This window comes from Pseudomonas sp. MWU16-30323 (assembly GCF_020515595.1).
Lineage (GTDB): Bacteria > Pseudomonadota > Gammaproteobacteria > Pseudomonadales > Pseudomonadaceae > Aquipseudomonas > Aquipseudomonas yamanorum.
Genome location: NZ_JAIWYM010000005.1, coordinates 218,176 through 234,118, shown reverse-complemented (window position 1 = coordinate 234,118; position 15,943 = coordinate 218,176). Strand labels below are relative to the sequence as shown.

Annotated in this window: 15 protein-coding genes; 7 read left to right on the top strand and 8 right to left on the bottom strand. The window is 61.4% G+C overall.

The window, feature by feature from the left end; translation table 11 throughout:
- Positions 1-11 precede the first annotated feature (11 nt).
- Both LIY45_RS08970 and LIY45_RS08965 read left to right on the top strand, forming a co-directional pair.
- Positions 12-734, top strand: a complete 723-nt coding sequence (locus LIY45_RS08970; RefSeq protein WP_017480273.1) for a FadR/GntR family transcriptional regulator — start codon at positions 12-14, stop codon at positions 732-734.
- Positions 735-769: 35 nt separating this feature from the next.
- Positions 770-1,684: a LysR family transcriptional regulator gene (locus tag LIY45_RS08965; protein WP_226476043.1), complete on the top strand. Its 915-nt coding sequence runs from the start codon at positions 770-772 to the stop codon at positions 1,682-1,684.
- Here the strand turns inward: LIY45_RS08965 and LIY45_RS08960 are convergent.
- A complete protein-coding gene (locus LIY45_RS08960) occupies positions 1,677-2,618 on the bottom strand; it encodes a cupin (protein ID WP_226476042.1) in 942 nt (313 codons plus the stop codon). The genes LIY45_RS08965 and LIY45_RS08960 overlap by 8 nt on opposite strands.
- Before the next feature lie 546 nt (positions 2,619-3,164).
- Here LIY45_RS08960 and LIY45_RS08955 point away from each other — a divergent pair.
- Both LIY45_RS08955 and LIY45_RS08950 read left to right on the top strand, forming a co-directional pair.
- Positions 3,165-3,545: a RidA family protein gene (locus LIY45_RS08955; protein ID WP_226476041.1), complete on the top strand. Its 381-nt coding sequence runs from the start codon at positions 3,165-3,167 to the stop codon at positions 3,543-3,545.
- 238 nt (positions 3,546-3,783) lie between these two features.
- Positions 3,784-5,772, top strand: a complete 1,989-nt coding sequence (locus LIY45_RS08950; RefSeq protein ID WP_003217801.1) for a U32 family peptidase — start codon at positions 3,784-3,786, stop codon at positions 5,770-5,772.
- A gap of 19 nt (positions 5,773-5,791) precedes the next feature.
- Here LIY45_RS08950 and LIY45_RS08945 read toward each other — a convergent pair whose 3' ends face one another.
- Entirely contained in the window at positions 5,792-6,691 is a 900-nt protein-coding gene (locus LIY45_RS08945; protein WP_226476040.1) for a DMT family transporter, read from the bottom strand.
- A 130-nt stretch (positions 6,692-6,821) separates the two neighbouring features.
- Here LIY45_RS08945 and LIY45_RS08940 point away from each other — a divergent pair, with 130 nt between their 5' ends.
- The 3 genes from LIY45_RS08940 (at position 6,822) to LIY45_RS08930 (ending at position 8,570) form a co-directional block, all read left to right on the top strand.
- On the top strand, positions 6,822-7,265 hold the full coding sequence (locus LIY45_RS08940; protein WP_008433323.1) for an Lrp/AsnC family transcriptional regulator: 444 nt from the start codon (positions 6,822-6,824) through the stop codon (positions 7,263-7,265).
- 96 nt (positions 7,266-7,361) lie between these two features.
- Positions 7,362-8,216, top strand: a complete 855-nt coding sequence (locus tag LIY45_RS08935) for an NmrA family NAD(P)-binding protein (RefSeq protein WP_226476039.1) — start codon at positions 7,362-7,364, stop codon at positions 8,214-8,216.
- A gap of 21 nt (positions 8,217-8,237) precedes the next feature.
- Positions 8,238-8,570, top strand: coding sequence for a LysR substrate-binding domain-containing protein (locus LIY45_RS08930; protein WP_346269010.1), 333 nt, complete (start codon positions 8,238-8,240; stop codon positions 8,568-8,570).
- A gap of 402 nt (positions 8,571-8,972) precedes the next feature.
- Here LIY45_RS08930 and xylB read toward each other — a convergent pair whose 3' ends face one another.
- From xylB to LIY45_RS08900, 6 genes are all read right to left on the bottom strand, one after another.
- Complete coding sequence (xylB, locus tag LIY45_RS08925; RefSeq protein WP_226476038.1) at positions 8,973-10,448, bottom strand: xylulokinase; 1,476 nt, start codon at positions 10,446-10,448, stop codon at positions 8,973-8,975.
- A 1-nt stretch (position 10,449) separates the two neighbouring features.
- A complete protein-coding gene (locus LIY45_RS08920; RefSeq protein ID WP_226476037.1) occupies positions 10,450-11,442 on the bottom strand; it encodes a LacI family DNA-binding transcriptional regulator in 993 nt (330 codons plus the stop codon).
- Positions 11,443-11,463: 21 nt separating this feature from the next.
- Complete coding sequence (locus LIY45_RS08915; protein ID WP_226476036.1) at positions 11,464-12,405, bottom strand: ABC transporter substrate-binding protein; 942 nt, start codon at positions 12,403-12,405, stop codon at positions 11,464-11,466.
- Positions 12,406-12,438: 33 nt separating this feature from the next.
- On the bottom strand, positions 12,439-13,407 hold the full coding sequence (locus LIY45_RS08910; RefSeq protein ID WP_003209708.1) for a hypothetical protein: 969 nt from the start codon (positions 13,405-13,407) through the stop codon (positions 12,439-12,441).
- Positions 13,408-13,432: 25 nt separating this feature from the next.
- Entirely contained in the window at positions 13,433-14,977 is a 1,545-nt protein-coding gene (locus LIY45_RS08905) for a sugar ABC transporter ATP-binding protein (protein WP_226476035.1), read from the bottom strand.
- 304 nt (positions 14,978-15,281) lie between these two features.
- On the bottom strand, positions 15,282-15,833 hold the full coding sequence (locus tag LIY45_RS08900) for a cytochrome b (protein WP_226476034.1): 552 nt from the start codon (positions 15,831-15,833) through the stop codon (positions 15,282-15,284).
- Positions 15,834-15,943 lie beyond the last annotated feature (110 nt).

Sequence of the window (15,943 nt, the reverse complement as noted above, 5' to 3'; positions counted from 1 at the left end):
GCCTCCCTGTTATGGATCAGCAGCCGACCAAGCCGCGCAAGAGCATGCACGCCCAAATCGTTCAGGACTTGGGCATGCACATCGTTTCCGGACGCTTCAAGCCGGAAGAACGATTGCCCATGGAGGCCACCTTGTGCGAGGAGTACAAGGTCAGCCGCTCGGTATTGCGTGAGGCGACTCGGGTGCTGAGCGCCAAGGGCCTGGTGATGTCCAAGCCCAAGGTCGGCGCCGTGGTGCGCCCTCGGGTGCAGTGGCACTTGCTGGACCCGGACGTGCTGTCCTGGCTGATGCAGTCGACGCCCCACAGCGAGTTTTTCAATACCCTGGCCGGTGTACGCCGGATCCTCGAGCCGGAAATCGCCGCCATGGCTGCGACCACCGCCACCGACGCCGACATCGCCATCATCGAAAAAGCCTACCTCGGCATGGAAACCGCCAATACCCACGACGCGCTGTTACAGGCCGACCTGGACTTCCACCGCGCAATTGCCGATGCCACCCGCAACGACTTGCTGGCCTACATGTGCAACATGCTGTCGCTGCCACTTCGCGAGTCCATCAACATCACCAACCGCCGCCCCGACATCCAGGGCCTCAGCCTGCCCCGGCACAAGGCGATCCTCACCGCGATCAAGAACCGTGACGCCCTCGGCGCGCGGCATGCTTCCCTGGTGCAACTGGACGATACCCGGGTCGCGCTGGACACCGTGATGAATGTGCTGACGCCGCTGTAGCGCCAGGCAACCCACCGTCAAGATCGAGGCCGCCCTTGGATTACTTCGCTGCGTTAACCGCCTTTGTCGAAGCCGCCGAGGGCAATAACTTCTCCCGCGCCGCCGACCGGCTTGGCATCAAGGCCTCCACGGTTTCACGCTATGTGAAGGACCTTGAACAGGACCTCGGCATCGCCTTGTTCAACCGTTCCACCCGTACGCTGCACCTGACTGAAGGTGGCCAGACATTCCTGATGCACGCACGCCGGGTGCTGGACGAACTGGAGCAAGCCAAGGCCGCCACCTCCGCGCTGAACGAACAGCCACGGGGCTTACTCAAGCTCAACCTGCCGCCCGCTTTTGCCCGTCACCATGTCCTTCCCACCTTGAATGCCTTCCTGGCCCGCTACCCGCAGATCAAGCTGGAACTGGTGCTGGACGACAGCCACGTCAACCTGATTCATGCCGGCGCCGACTTGGCGATCCGCATTGGCACCCTGGCGGATTCCACGTTGAAGGCACGCAAGATCTGCGATGAGCGCTACCGGCTGGTGGCCAGCCCGGCGTTTCGCCGGGAGTATCCGGCGCCGTCCGCGCCTTCGGAACTGGCGGCGCTGCCGGTGATTCTGGGGCGGGATATCGCGGCGGATATCGCGTTTGCCAACGGGCATGAGGTGTCGCCGCTGGTGCACAAAGACGTTATCCGGATCAACGACCTCGACGCACAGCTGATCGCCGCGCAACAAGGCCTGGGGTTTGCGTTGCTGCCCGATTGGCTGGTGGCCAAGGGCATTGAGGCCGGGGAGCTGGTGGTGTGGCTGCCAGAGTGGACTGTCCGGATCGCCGGCCGCGAACCGGCGGTGTGGTTCGTCTATCCACCCAAGCGCATCGTGTCTTCCAAAGTGCGGTGCTTCATCGACTTTATCGTCGAGCAGTTGGGCGAAACACCGCACTGGAAACGGCTCAACTGAAGCGGATATCCAGCGACCGCAGATAGGTTTGCAGCCCGGCGTCCTGGATCGGAATCAGGAAAGCTTCCGTGTCGGATTCGTTGAAGTGGGCATGCCAGTAGCCAGGAGGTGTGACGAACGCCAGGCCCGGCGACCAGTCGACCCGCACCGGGTTGCGGATTTGGCCATCGGCGTCCAGTTCGGTGCCCACCAGCGAGTAGCAACCCTTTGGGCAATCGATGATGAAATCCAGCGCAATCGACTGGTGCCGGTGAGGCTTTTGAATCGACCCGGCGGGCAGGATGCCATACATCGCCCACAGCACATGGGTCACGGTACGGGTCTGCGGGAAGTTGCGATTACCCAGCAGGATACTGATACGGCTACGGTCCTGGGCGCGGGGATCATCGGCGGCTTCGCGCAGTTTTGCGTTGGCCAGTGCTGCGGGATACAGCGTCGGCACGAAGCGATCGGCACTGCGGGTCACGCCCAGGTAACGCAACAGCGGCTCATCGTGCACGTAGTACAGGCGCGTATCCTCAGATGCGCTGAACTGCGCCTGCTGCAGGCCTGGCAGCGCGATGAAGCAGCCTTTGGACCATTCGATGTGATGCTCGCCCTGAACCACACTGCCCTGCCCGGCGATGACATAAAACACCTGTGAAGTGGCATTGGGCTGCAGGCTCAGCGTGTCGCCGGCGTTCAAACGAATGAAGTTCGCACACAACCCCGGGCCGGTCGCCGGGCCTTCGCAGTCCAGTGCCTCGCTGAGGTCCAGCGGGACCACCCGGGACGGGCCGCTGTCATACAGCGAGGCCGGGAAGCTGTGGTAGGGAATGCGAGTGATCAGGTTGGCGCTGATGGGGTTGGCGGCCTTGCTGTATTCGAAGTACTCGGCGTCGAGCAGGTGCAGGGGTTGGGTATCGGTCACATCAGGCTTGAATTCGCTGTTCATTATGATCACCTCAATCTACGGCTGGATTTCGCAACGCTCCGTGGGGCGCTGCGGCGGTGAGAGGACTATAGGCATTCAGCGGTGGTGGATTAACCCCTCATCTTGCACAGCAGTTATGCGAAATGGGGCAGGCACGAGCTCGTCTCGGTGTATTGATAGTTCGGTTCAGCCAACTATCAAAGTGCCACTTTATAAATCAGTTAAATATATATACATCAGCACCCATAAAAAATCCGCCGCAGAGACTGCGGCGGCAAACCAAAGGATGTTGTCGAAGCAGAGCGGCTAAGACAGGGTTGAAATTACAGCAGTGTGCGCGTATGCACAGTGAATTTTAATTAATCGAGTTTAACCAGTCGTGCACCTGCGCGCGCAACTATTGGCAATTAAACTCTCCGCGAAAACAACAAGCCTAGTTAAACAAACACGGTTGATCGTGGACTTCCGTTTTACTTTGCTGTTTCGCAGAAAAGGCCTGGATTTGCCCCGGGCCTTTTTTTCGGGGACCATAACGGCCTTCTTTTTGACGTCACCCAAGGGAATCCCATGGCCAACCACGACCTCGCCTTCACCCCCGACCTCGACCCGGATTCCATCTCCTCCGACGTCATCGGCTTCAACGGCATCCTCGTCTCCACCCAGATTCCCACCCGCGTTGACGGCAGCCTGGAACTGGGCGACATCACCCTGCAAAGCGAATGCACCCTGCAAGCCCTCAAGGTGGCCCTGGAACGTGCCGGCAGCTCGATCGACCGGGTCATGCACCTGACCATTTATCTGACCGACATGGCCGACCGCGCCGCGTTCAACGAAGTCTACAAGCGCTACTTCGCCAAGCCTTGGCCGGTGCGTGCGGCGGTTGGTGTTGCCGCCCTGGCCGTCGAAGGTATGCGAGTGGAAGTCACGGCGATGGCTGCCAAGGGCTGAGCCAAACGCTCTATATCAACCAACGATGATCAAATGTGGGAGCTGTCGAGCCCCAGCGAGGCGGCGATGGGATCGCCTCGGTGTCACTGATACACCGCGGCGTCTGCATCGCGGGCAAGCCCGGCTCCCACAGTTGAGTGCATTCCAACTTGGGAGCACACATAGGGCTTGATAGATGTCGATCAGGCATTTCACAGCTACAATGCCCGCCTCCGTGACAAGCCTGACTAAAAAAACTATGTCCTTGCCCAAGCATCACCTGGAATTGCTCAGCCCTGCCCGCGATGTTGCCATCGCCCGCGAGGCCATCCTGCATGGCGCCGACGCCGTGTACATCGGCGGCCCGAGTTTCGGCGCGCGCCATAACGCCTGCAACGACGTGAGCGATATCGCGCAGTTGGTGGAGTTCGCCCGGCGCTACCATGCGCGGGTGTTCACCACCATCAACACGATCCTGCACGACAACGAGCTGGAGCCGGCGCGCAAGCTGATCCACGAGCTTTACGATGCCGGCGTCGACGCGCTGATTGTCCAGGACCTGGGGGTGATGGAGCTGGATATCCCGCCCATCGAACTGCACGCCAGCACCCAGACCGACATCCGCACCCTGGGCCGGGCCAAGTTCCTCGATCAGGCCGGGTTCTCGCAACTGGTGTTGGCCCGTGAGCTGAACCTGCAAGAGATCCGGGCGATTGCCGATGAAACCGATGCCGCCATCGAGTTTTTCATCCACGGCGCCTTGTGCGTGGCCTTCTCCGGCCAGTGCAACATCTCCCACGCCCAGAATGGCCGCAGCGCCAACCGCGGCGATTGCTCCCAGGCCTGCCGCCTGCCCTACACCCTGAAAGATGACCAGGGCCGTGTGGTCGCCTTTGAAAAGCACCTGTTGTCGATGAAAGACAACAACCAGAGCGCCAACCTGCGCGCCCTGGTGGATGCCGGCGTGCGTTCGTTCAAGATCGAAGGCCGCTACAAGGACATGGGCTATGTGAAGAACATCACCGCCTATTACCGTCAGCGCCTGGACGAAATTCTCGAAGACCGCCCGGACCTGGCCCGCGCTTCCAGCGGTCGCACTGCGCATTTCTTCCTGCCGGACCCGGAAAAGACGTTCCACCGTGGCAGCACCGACTACTTCGTCACCGACCGCAAGGTCGACATCGGCGCCTTCGACACCCCAACCTTTACCGGCCTGCCGGTGGGTGTGGTGGAAAAAGCCGGCAAGCGTGACTTGCAAGTGGTCACCCATGAGCCGCTGTCCAACGGCGACGGCCTCAATGTGCTGATCAAGCGCGAAGTGGTGGGTTTCCGCGCCAACATCGCCGAGCCAAAAGGTGAGTTCGAAGAAGACGGCGAGAAGCGCTACCGCTACCGCGTCGAGCCCAATGAGATGCCGGCTGGCCTGCATCAACTGCGGCCGAATCATCCGTTGAACCGCAACCTGGACCATAACTGGCAGCAGGCTTTGCTGAAGACTTCCGCCGAGCGCCGTATCGGTGTGTCCTGGGCGGCTCGCCTGCAGGAAGACCGCCTGGAACTGACCGTCACCAGCGAAGAAGGCATCAGCGCCAGCGTCGCCCTGCCCGGCCCGTTTGGCGTGGCCAACAAGCCGGAACAGGCCCTGGAAACCCTGCGCGACCTGCTGGGCCAACTGGGCACCACCCAGTACCACGCCACCGCGATCGAACTGGATGCACCACAGGCGTTCTTCATCCCGAACTCGCAGCTCAAGGCCTTGCGCCGTGAAGTGATCGAGGCGCTGACCGAGGCGCGTATCCAGGCTCACCCACGGGGCGGCCGCAAGGCGGAAACCACGCCGCCGCCGGTGTACCCGGAATCGCACCTGTCGTTCCTGGCCAACGTCTACAACCAGAAGGCCCGCGACTTCTATCACCGCCATGGCGTGCAGTTGATCGACGCGGCGTACGAAGCCCACGAAGAAACCGGCGAAGTGCCGGTGATGATCACCAAGCACTGCCTGCGCTTCTCGTTCAACCTCTGCCCTAAACAGGCCAAGGGTGTGACGGGGGTGAAGACCAAAGTCGCGCCAATGCAGCTGATTCACGGCGATGAAGTGCTGACGCTGAAGTTCGACTGCAAGCCGTGCGAGATGCACGTGATCGGCAAGATCAAGGGCCACATCCTCGGCCTGCCGCAGCCGGGCAGCGTGGTGGGTTATATCAGCCCGGACGACCTGCTCAAGACCATCCCGCGCGGCGCACACTGAGTCGCGGGTGAGCGTCATGCTACGGCGTGACGCTCACCACTGTTTTCGAACGCCACCACCAACCCCGCTGCAACCCTGCCGCCGCCAGCAGAATCGCCGCCACGCCCAGCCATTGCAGCCAGCCCAGGCGATGCCCAAAGGCAATCCAGTCGACGAAGATTGCCGCGATCGGGTAGATAAACGACAGCGCGCCGGTGATTGCCGTCGGTAACTTCTGGATCGCGCCATACAGCAATACGTACATCAAGCCGGTATGCACCACGCCCAGCGTCAACAGTGCCGCCCAAGCATCCATCGAGGCAGACAGGCTGTGCCACTGCATCAGCGGTGCCAGCAGCAAGGCGCCCGTGCTCACCTGGATCAACGCCATTAAATGGGGCGGCACTTCCTTCAGGCGCTTGATGATCAGCGCCGCAATCGCATACAGAAACGCCGCGCCCAGGGCCAATGCCACACCCGCCAGGTAGTCATCCCCAGTGTTTTGCTGACTGCCATGGGCGGTGACAATCGCCAGCATCCCGACGAAAGCCACGCTCAACCAGGCGAGCTTCTGCACGGTGATTTTCTCGCCCAGGAACACCGCCGCCAGCAGCACCAGCATGAACGGCTGGACGTTATACACCGCCGTGCTGATAGAGATTGAAGAACGGGCGTAAGACTCGAACAGCAGCAACCAATTGCCCACAATCGCCACGCCGCTGAGCATCGCCAGCCCGAGCTTGGTGTAGCTCAGCAAGTCCAGGCGCAGATAACCCAGCAACCCGCACACCACCAGCAACGTCAGCGCGCCGATCACACAGCGCCAGAACACCACTTCGACCACCGGCACGCCCGACACCAGCACGAACCAGCCGATGGTGCCGGAGATGAGCATGGCGGCGACCATTTCCCATGAACCGCGACGTATGGATTTGTCCATGATTGAGCTCCTCAAGTGAGGCTCAATTATGGCAATCTGGCCGATAGCGACTCCAGATTCTAAATAAGGCGAACTTTGCATTTCGCCTATTCTTATTAGGCAAACCTGAGCAATCGCTTTCGGAGCGACCATGATTGACAGCATTGACCAGCAACTGATCGCCGCGCTGATGGATGATTCGCGTCTGTCCCTCAAGGCATTGGCGGGCATCACCGGTCTCTCCTCCCCCAGCGTCGGCGAGCGGCTGCGGCGCCTGGAAGAGCGCGGCGTCCTGAAGAACTACACCGTGGACATCGACCCCAAGCATTTTGGCTATCTACTGCAAGCCATCGTGCGCATTCGCCCGCTGCCCGGAAAACTGCAGGAAGTGGAGCGCCAGATCCAGGCAATCCCGGAGTTCACCGAATGCGACAAGGTGACCGGTGATGATTGCTTCATCGCACGTCTGCACGTGCGCACCATGGACCAACTGGACACCCTGCTTGACCGACTCAATGCGTATGCGGAAACCAACACCGCCATCGTCAAGAAAACCCCGGTCAAACGCCGGTTGCCGCCATTGGGGGATTCGTGATTTTGAGTCACTGATGCAGTGACGGGATCGCTATTCTGTCCATACAGTGCGGTGTTTATGCTTGATCCACCCATTGGAACAACAGGCGTAAACACCATGTATGTCATCACCGGAATCACAGGCAAAGTCGGCGGCGCCCTGGCGCGCTTTCTCCTCAACGATCATCAACCCGTACGCGCAGTCATTCGCGATGCCCGCAAAGGCGCCGAATGGGCCGCCCTCGGTTGCGAGGTCGCCATCGCCAATATGGACGATGCCACCGCCCTCACCGAAGCGTTCAAGGGCGCTACCGGCGTGTTCATCCTGCCGCCTTCGGATTTCGACCCGGAGCCCGACTTCCCCGAGGCGCGCAAGGTGATTGACGCCGTTGCCCAAGCCATCGAGGCGGCGGCACCGCTAAAAGTGGTGTGCCTGTCGACCATAGGCGCCCAGGCCGAACACCTTAACCTGCTGACCCAACGCACGCTGATGGAACAGGCGTTAAGCGCGCTGAACGTGCCGGTGACCTTCCTGCGCCCGGGCTGGTTTATGGAAAACGCCGCCTATGACATCGCCACGGCCCGTCAACACGGGGTGATCCACAGCTTCCTGCAACCGCTGGACAAAGCCGTACCGATGATCGCCACCGCCGACGTCGGCCGCCTCGCCGCGCAACTGCTGCTGCAACACTGGACTGGCCGCCGTGTGGTTGAGCTGGAAGGTCAGAGGGTCAGCCCGAACGACATCGCCCGCACCTTGACCGAAGTGCTTGGTCGCGGTGTGACTGCACAGGTGGTGCCTCGCGATGCGTGGGAGCCGATGTTTCGTGAGCAAGGCGCACAGAATCCAATGCCGCGCATGCGCATGATTGATGGGTTTAACGAAGGTTGGATCTGCTTTGAGCAGGCGGACGTGGTCAAGGGTGAGACCACGTTGCTCAAGGTGCTGCGCGAACTGGCTGCCAACGTCTAAACCTGGGCTGGAGGGCTTTTTGTGGCGAGGGAGCTTGCTCCCGCTGGAGTGCGAAGCGCTCCCACGATTTTTGGGGCCGCTGCGCAGCCCAGCGGGAGCAAGCTCCCTCGCCACACGCTGAGTTTTCGATCAGTTACGCCCGGCAGTCACGCCGCGATCGAAGGACAAGGCATCGCGCTGGGCCGCAGCGTCATGGTGCGCGACGACCTGGCATCCGGGCGTCTGATCCGCCCGTTTGGCGAGGTCAAAAGCGCCGTGGCCCTGGCCTACGATATTGTGTTCCGGCCAGAGTCTAGCGGGCTGGCAAAAGTACAGGTGTTCCGCAACTGGTTATTGACCCAGGCTGCTACATAGATCGCAGCGATGCGGCGACCCGACACGCCAGCTCCCACATTTGGACCGTGTCCGCTTCAGCTTTTGATTTTGCTCTTTAACACTCAAGCCGGCCGGTAGGCCGCTGTGCTCTTGCTTTTGATCTTGATCTTAGGCGCCCCGTTAAACCACGCTGGCCGAACGCAGGCTTTGGAGCGTGGGTAACCCGGCAGGACGCCGGGTTAGCCGCGCTGGGCCAAGGATGGCCCATCGCGGCGGCCCACGGTCCAAAGCCGGAGTAAGGGCACACCGAGCCTAGGCGAGGTGCCGAGTGGTGGGGCAAGAGCGTTTTGCTTACTTTTGCGCTCTTCAAAAGTGAGCCGCCGTAAGGGCGGAACCAATAGCAGCCGTTACCCACATAACGGATATACACCCAAAACTTAGCTAATCGTGCAAAGCCTTAGCCGCCCCCAACAACCCCCGAAACTTCAAATAACGCGCCTGCAAAACAGCCTGTTGAGCGCCGTCCGGGAAAAACCGTTGCTTCACCGGCATCCCCGCCTGCAACAACTCCATACCCCGCCCACTCGCCACAAACCCCAACTTCGCCGCACCAATACACGCCCCCAACTCACTGCCCTGCAACGTATAGATCTCCCGCCCAAGAATATTGGCCAGCAACTGCGCCCAATACTCACTGCGCGCCCCACCCCCCACCAACGCACAAGCCCCGACCGAGGCGCCGGCCGAATGCACCGCACTCAGCGCATCCAACAGCCCGAACCCAACCCCTTCCATCACCGCATAACCCAACATGGCCGGCGTGCAGTCATGCCCCAGGTTCATAAACCCACCCCGCAACAACGGGTCGTTATGGGGCGTACGCTCCCCCGCCAAATACGGCAAAAACAGCGGATTGGAAACCGGCACGCCCTGCCCGATCGGCACCTCGGCCTGCACCCGATCCAGCAGCGCCTGCTCATCAACCGACCCCGTCAACCGCGTCACCCAACGCAAGCAACTGGCCCCGGCCAGCATCGCCCCCATGGTGTACCAACGCCCAGGCAACGCATGACAAAAACTATGCACCGCACTCGCCGAATTCCCCGCCGAGTGATCAGTAATCGCAACAATGGCCGCACTCGTCCCCAACGTGATAAACGCGTCACCCGCATTCACCGCCCCAATGCCCACCGCCGCCACCGGGTTGTCCCCGCCACCGCCAGCAATCACCAGCCCCTCAGCCAAGCCCAGTCGCCCCGCCGCCGCCGCATTCAAACAAGCACTGGCCGCGCCGCCTTCCACCAGCCGTGGCATCTGCGCCAATCGCAAACCCGTGGCCTGCAGCATCGGTTCAAACCATTCACGGTTGGCCACATCCAGCCACAACGTCCCCGCACCATCGGACACATCACTCACGCGCTCACCACTCAAGCGCAAGCGCAGATAGTCCTTGGGCGACAGCACGCAATCAATGGCGCTGAACACCGCCGGCTCATGTTCCTGCAACCACAGCAGCTTGGGCGCCGTGAGACCGGCCATCGGCAAGCTGCCGGTGACGTCGGCAAACTCACTGCCCAACGCTTCAGCCTGGGCCATGGCACGGGAGTCATCCCAGAGAATCGCCGGGTACAACACCCGGTCGTCTTGCCCCAGCAATACCGCCCCGTGCATCTGTCCGGACAAACCGATGCAGCCGACACGGTCATAGGCATCCGGCTGATCAATGCGCAGTTGGTCCAGGGCCTTCAGGCAGGCTTGCCACCAATCCTCAGGCGCCTGCTCGGACCAGCCTGGGTGCGGGCGCGAGACCGTCAGCCGTGCCCCCGCATGAGCGAGGACGCGGCCTTGCTCGTCCATCAGGATCGCCTTGAGTTCCGAAGTGCCGAGATCAATGCCAAGGGAAACCGGGTTGTTCATATCAGGGGCAGCCGCATGAATTACGAATCTTCAGGGTGGGCGCGAGCCGCACGCTGTGTGTTTTACGCTTGGGCGACGCCATGCGCTCAAGCAGCAGGTTGACCGCACGGGCGCCCAGTTCCTGGACAGGCTGCGCGATCAGGGTCAGGCGCGGCACGAAGAAGTCCGCCCATTCAAAATCATCGAAACCCACCAGGGCCATTTGCCCGGGCACGTCGATATGGGCATCACGCAAGGCGTGCATCGCCCCCAGGGTCATCAGGTTATTACCCGCCATGATTGCCGTGGGCGGCGTCTCCAGGGCCAATAACTGGGCCGTGGCTTGCCGCGCCGGTTCGCTGCTGGAACCTCCATTGACCAGCAGCTGCGGCTCAAAGGGCAGCCCCGCGGCCTGCAACGCGGCTTGGTAGCCGGCCACGCGCTCATCGGAAGTACCCAGCCCCACACGCCCGGAAATAAAGCCGATGCGCCGGTGGCCATGCTCGATCAAGTGCGCCACCAACGCCTGGGTCGACAAGGTGTTTTCCACCCCGACCTGATCAAAGCGATCGCTCATCATCCGGTCCACCAGCACTGCCGGCACTTCATTGGCCTGCAAGTATTCCAGGGCCAGGGAACCGGTAGACGGCGCCAGCAGAATGCCGTCCACCCGTCGATGGTGCAGCGTCGTGACCACCCGCAACTCCTGCTCGGGATCGTCGTGGGTATCGACAAACAGCATCATGTAGCCGTGTTTGGCGCACTCGGTTTCAATCGCGTGCACCGTTTCACTGAAGTAGTGGTTGGACAGCGCCGAGATCGCCACGCCAATGGTATTGGTGGTGGATCGAGCCAGGGAGCGCGCCAGCGTGTTGGGGATGTAGCCCAACTGCCGGATCGCGCTCTGCACCGCTTGCACCGTGTCCGGGCTGACCTTGCGGGTGCCGTTCAAGACGTGAGAAACCGTCGACGTCGACACCCCTGCAATTCTTGCCACATCCTCCATGGTTGCCACGGTGTTCACTCCTGCGCGTTTTTAATGTTTGCTGGACCAACCGCTGTAGGAACCGACGTTGTCGCGGGTGATCAATTTTGGCGCCAGCAGGGTAACCGCTTTGGCGGGTTGTTTGTCATTGAGAATGTCATTGCCGACGTTAACCGCCGTCTGGGCCATGGCCCATGGGTCCTGGCTGGCAGAGGCCTGGATCAGGGTGTCGGTCTTCAGGGCATTCTCGATGTCCGGCGCGCCGTCCACGGAGGTGATGATGATGCCGCTGCGTTTCAGTTGCTTGGCCGCCAGGTCGCTGCCGATGGCTTGCGGGTCGTTGATCGCGAACAGGCCGTCAATTTTCTGGAAGCGTGTGAGGTAGCCCTGCATCACGTTCAAGCCGCCCTCGCGGGAGCCTTTGCCGTCCTGGTCATCTGACAGCACCTTGATATCCGGCGCACTGGCCAGCGCGGCTTTACAGCCTTTGACACGATCGGTCACGGCGGTGACTTGCGGGCCATTCTGGATAATCACGTTGCCCTTGCCCGACAGCTTGTCGACGATGAACTGGCAGGCGAGCTTGCCGGCTTCGACGTTGTCGGTCTGCACCGTGGCATTCACGCCCTTGGCGTCCACGTCCACCGCCACCACCACGATCCCGGCGTCGCGGGCTTTCTTGATGGCCGAGGCCATGGCCGACGGGTCCACGGCGTTGAGCAAAATCAGGTCGACCTTGGACGAGATGAAGTTGTCGATCTGCGAGAACTGCTTGCTCAGGTCATAGTCAGCCGACACCGAGGTGACCTTGACCGCTGGATTCAGCTCCTTGGCCCGGGCCGTGGCACCGTCGGCCAGGGTCACGAAATACGGGTTGCCCAGGGAACCCATGCTGATGCCAATGGCTTTCAGTTCACGGGCTTCTACGGCTTGGGACATCAACACGGCAACGCCCAGGGAGGCGACAACAGGAAACATGCGTTTGAAGTTCATGATGACTCTCTTGTGATTGTTGTTTGAGTGAAATCAGGTCCGCGCACCGGACTGGCGATAGCGATCCAGCGCCACGGCGCCAATGATCACGATGCCCTTGATGATGTACTGCCAGATATCCGACACCCCCAGCAGCACCAGGCCGTTGGTCAATACCGCGATGATCAGCGCACCAATCAGCGTGCCGCCGATGGTGCCGACGCCGCCGGTAAAACTGGTGCCGCCGAGGATCACCGCGGCAATCGCATCCAGCTCATAGGATTGCCCCAGTTGCAGGCCATTGGCGGCGAACAGGCGTGACGCGCTCATCACCGCGCCCAGCCCGGCCAACGCGCCGGACATGGCATAGACGAACAGCAGGACTTTCCACACCTTGATCCCCGACAGCCGCGCCGCTTCCGGGTTGCCGCCCACGGAGTAGATCTGCACCCCCATCACCGTGCGCCGCAGGATGAACCACGACAATGCGATGACGGCCACGGCGATAATCACCAGCCAGGGCACGCCCAGCACTGAGTCGTTGCCGATAAAGGCGAATGGCAGGTCAGGGTTGAACACGGTTTTGTCGTCGGCCAACAGGCGTGCCAAACCGCGCATGGCCGTCAGCGCACCGAGGGTGACGATAAACGGCGGCAGGCGCATGAAGGCGATCAGGCCGCCGTTGACCAGGCCCAGCAACAGGCCGAAGCCAACCCCGGCGGCAATCCCGAACATGCCGAATTGCGGTGACATCGAGGCTTGCAGCGCGACCACGGCCGAGGCCGCAAGAATCGCCCCCACCGACAGGTCGATGCCCGCCGTGAGGATCACAAAGGTCATGCCCGCCGCCAGCACCACGTTGACCGACGCCTGCTGGGTGATGATCGACAGGTTCTGCACCGTCATGAAGTTTTCGCTGGCCAGGGCAAAGCCCACCAGCAGTAGCACCAGCACCGGCAACATGCCCACCGTGCGCATCAGTTCGCGAATACGCTCAGCCTTGCCGATCGTTGCCACAGTCATGGTGTTGCTCCCGCTTGTTGTTGAATTAGCCATGGGCGGCCACCTGCTCGCTGCCGGTGGCGAGGTCGATGATCGCCTCCTGGGAAATATCCAGCCCTGAGGCCCCGCCCACTTCGGCGACCAATTGCCCTTCGCGCATGATCAGCACGCGGTCGCAGGTGCCGATGATTTCCGGCAGCTCGCTGGAGATCACCACGATGCCTACGCCGGCCTTGGCCAGTTGGTTGATGATGCGGTAGATCTCGGATTTGGAGCCGATGTCCACGCCACGGGTGGGTTCGTCGAGGATCAGTACGTGGGGCTTGACCTCCAGCAGTCGGGCCAGCAGCACCTTCTGCTGATTGCCGCCGGACAAGCTGCCGACATTGACCTTGCCCGAGGCCACGCGGATCGACAGGGACTTGATCGCATCGCGTGAGCGTTGTGCCGCGTGGCCACGGTCGAGCACCCCACCGGCGTGGGCGTCCGGCACACAGGCACAAACGTTGATGTTGTCGGCCACGCTCATGTCGAGAAACAGGCCCTGGGCCTTGCGGTCTTCGGTGAGGTACACCACGCCGGCACGAATCGCATCCGCCGGGTTGCGCAGTTGGGTCACGGTCTTGCCGACCACTTCCAGGGTGCCGGAAGTCCGCGGGTCGGCCGCAAAGATCAGCCGCGCCAGTTCGGTACGGCCAGCGCCCACCAGCCCGGCAATGCCCAGCACTTCACCGGCGTGCAGGTCGAAACTGCAATGGCGCACGCGCTTGCCGTCGGCCATGTCACGCACGCGCATCACCACCTGGCCGGGGTCGTAGGCGGCATGTTCTTTCTTGTAGAAACCGGAAAGGTCGCGGCCCACCATCATCTTCACCAGCACCTCGGCCGACAGCACGTCCCGCGCCAGTTCGCCGACGTACTCGCCGTCCCGCAGCACCGAGACCCGGTCTGACAGTTCGTAGATTTCCGCCATGCGGTGGCTGATGTAAATGATCGCCAGGCCCTGGCTGCGCAGCTGTTTGATCAGCGCAAACAGGCGGTCGGTTTCCCGGGAAGACAGCGGCGTGGTGGGTTCGTCCATCACCAGGATTTTCGCGTGGGCATGCAGCGCCCGGGCGATTTCTACCAGTTGGCGCTCGGCGATGGACAGGCTGGCGACGCGGGTGGTGGGCAGGAACTCCGCGCCGAGCCTTGCCAGCACTTCAGCCACCCCGGCTTCCATGCCCTTGCGGTCGATGGTCCAGCCACGGCGCAGTTCACGGCCCAGGTAGATGTTCTCGGCCACCGTCAGGTTCGGGCACAGGCTGAGTTCCTGGTAGATCACGGCAATGCCGAGGGCTTTGGCGGAGGCTGGGTTGTAGCTGGCGACGGGCTGGCCATCGATGCGGATAGTGCCGCCGTCATCGGCCTGGTAGGCACCGGAGAGGATCTTCATCAAGGTCGATTTGCCGGCGCCGTTCTCACCCATCAGGGCGTGGATTTCACCGGGGTAGACCTTCAGGCTGACGTTTTTGAGCACCCGCAGGCCGTTGAAGGTCTTGCTGATGCCGTGCATTTCGAGGAGGGGCAATGGCTGCGGTACGAGGCTCATGGCTGAGGCCTCACCGATGATGTGACGCCCACGGCGATGCGGACTGACTGGCAAGACAAAGTGTGCATGTGCAACCCCGGCTTTTTTATTTTTTTTACCTGGGTCAACGCCGAAAATGTTTCAGCTGGTGACCTGATTGAAAATGACTCTAATCAGATAAAAAACTTTAAGCAAGCGCTTGCGTAGCGTTTTTTAGGGTTGGTTAAACGTTTCATCAACTCATGTTCCGTCGATTGTGATGATTGAGTGTTGAAACCATGGATGAATGCCAGGGCGGAACCCACCTGGCATTCCGATCACTTCTTCAAGGTTCGAAGCGCTTGGGCAACATGCGTACCAAGGTGTTATCCCGGACCCAGTAATGGTGAAACAGCCCTGCCGCCGCGTGCAGTCCGATCAGCCAGTAACCGGCACTGCCCAGCCATTCGTGCCAGTGTTTGAATTGCCGTGCGAGGTCCGGGTCCGGGTTTACCAGCGGCGGCAAAGGAATCGCAAAATACGGCAGCGGTTTGTCCTGTGCGTTGAGCATCAACCACGCCAGCAGCGGCGTGACGATCATCAACCCGTACAGCGCCAGGTGCATCAGGTGCGACAGCGCCGTTTGCCAGGTCGGTGGGCGTGGCAGGATCGCCGGGCGCGGAGCCAGTCGGCCGAGCAAGCGCAGCCACACCAGCACAAAAATCCCCACGCCGAATAGCGCATGCCCGCCCAGGAGCAGGCCTCTCAGCGCGCTCCCTCGGGGTAGCAGGCCTTTGATTTCGATACAGGCATAGACGCCGACAAACAGCGCAAGCATCAGCCAGTGCAGGGTCATCGACAGTGTTGTGTAGCGCTGGGTGGTTGAGTTTTGGGTCATGGGTGAGGAGCCTCGTGCAAGGGAGTGGCCGGCGGACGATTCATTCATCCCGCCGTGAACAGACAGCGCCACCCTGCCCTTCGTGTCTTAAGGCAATCTGAAGATGGGCA